Source organism: Rahnella sp. 1L-D-7-B-C2 (assembly GCF_057290995.1).
Window position 1 is genome coordinate 1 of record NZ_JBXAVQ010000045.1, and the last position, 1,198, is coordinate 1,198.

At 53.0% G+C, this 1,198-nt stretch carries 1 protein-coding gene; it reads right to left on the bottom strand.

Annotated elements, in window-relative coordinates; genetic code table 11:
* Positions 1-146: 146 nt before the first annotated feature.
* Positions 147-1,127: an IS5-like element IS5 family transposase gene (locus AC0Z7K_RS24375; RefSeq protein WP_000019402.1), complete on the bottom strand. Its 981-nt coding sequence runs from the start codon at positions 1,125-1,127 to the stop codon at positions 147-149.
* Positions 1,128-1,198: the final 71 nt, after the last annotated feature.

A 1,198-nucleotide genomic window follows, 5' to 3' on the forward strand; every position in this document is an offset into this window, starting at 1 on the left:
GGAAGGTGCGAATAAGCGGGGAAATTCTTCTCGGCTGACTCAGTCATTTCATTTCTTCATGTTTGAGCCGATTTTTTCTCCCGTAAATGCCTTGAATCAGCCTATTTAGACCGTTTCTTCGCCATTTAAGGTGTTATCCCCAGTTTTTAGTGAGATCTCTCCCACTGACGTATCATTTGGTCCGCCCGAAACAGGTTGGCCAGCGTGAATAACATCGCCAGTTGGTTATCGTTTTTCAGCAACCCCTTGTATCTGGCTTTCACGAAGCCGAACTGTCGCTTGATGATGCGAAATGGGTGCTCCACCTTGGCCCGGATGCTGGCTTTCATGTATTCGATGTTGATGGCCGTTTTGTTCTTGCGTGGATGCTGTTTCAAGGTTCTTACCTTGCCGGGGCGCTCGGCGATCAGCCAGTCCACATCCACCTCGGCCAGCTCCTCGCGCTGTGGCGCCCCTTGGTAGCCGGCATCGGCTGAGACAAATTGCTCCTCTCCATGCAGCAGATTACCCAGCTGATTGAGGTCATGCTCGTTGGCCGCGGTGGTGACTAGGCTGTGGGTCAGGCCACTCTTGGCATCGACACCAATGTGGGCCTTCATGCCAAAGTGCCACTGATTGCCTTTCTTGGTCTGATGCATCTCCGGATCGCGTTGCTGCTCTTTGTTCTTGGTCGAGCTGGGTGCCTCAATGATGGTGGCATCGACCAAGGTGCCTTGAGTCATCATGACGCCTGCTTCGGCCAGCCAGCGATTGATGGTCTTGAACAATTGGCGGGCCAGTTGATGCTGCTCCAGCAGGTGGCGGAAATTCATGATGGTGGTGCGGTCCGGCAAGGCGCTATCCAGGGATAACCGGGCAAACAGACGCATGGAGGCGATTTCGTACAGAGCATCTTCCATCGCGCCATCGCTCAGGTTGTACCAATGCTGCATGCAGTGAATGCGTAGCATGGTTTCCAGCGGATAAGGTCGCCGGCCATTACCAGCCTTGGGGTAAAACGGCTCGATGACTTCCACCATGTTTTGCCATGGCAGAATCTGCTCCATGCGGGACAAGAAAATCTCTTTTCTGGTCTGACGGCGCTTACTGCTGAATTCACTGTCGGCGAAGGTAAGTTGATGACTCATGATGAACCCTGTTCCATGGCTCCAGATGACAAACATGATCTCATATCAGGGACTTGTTCGCACCTTCCCTA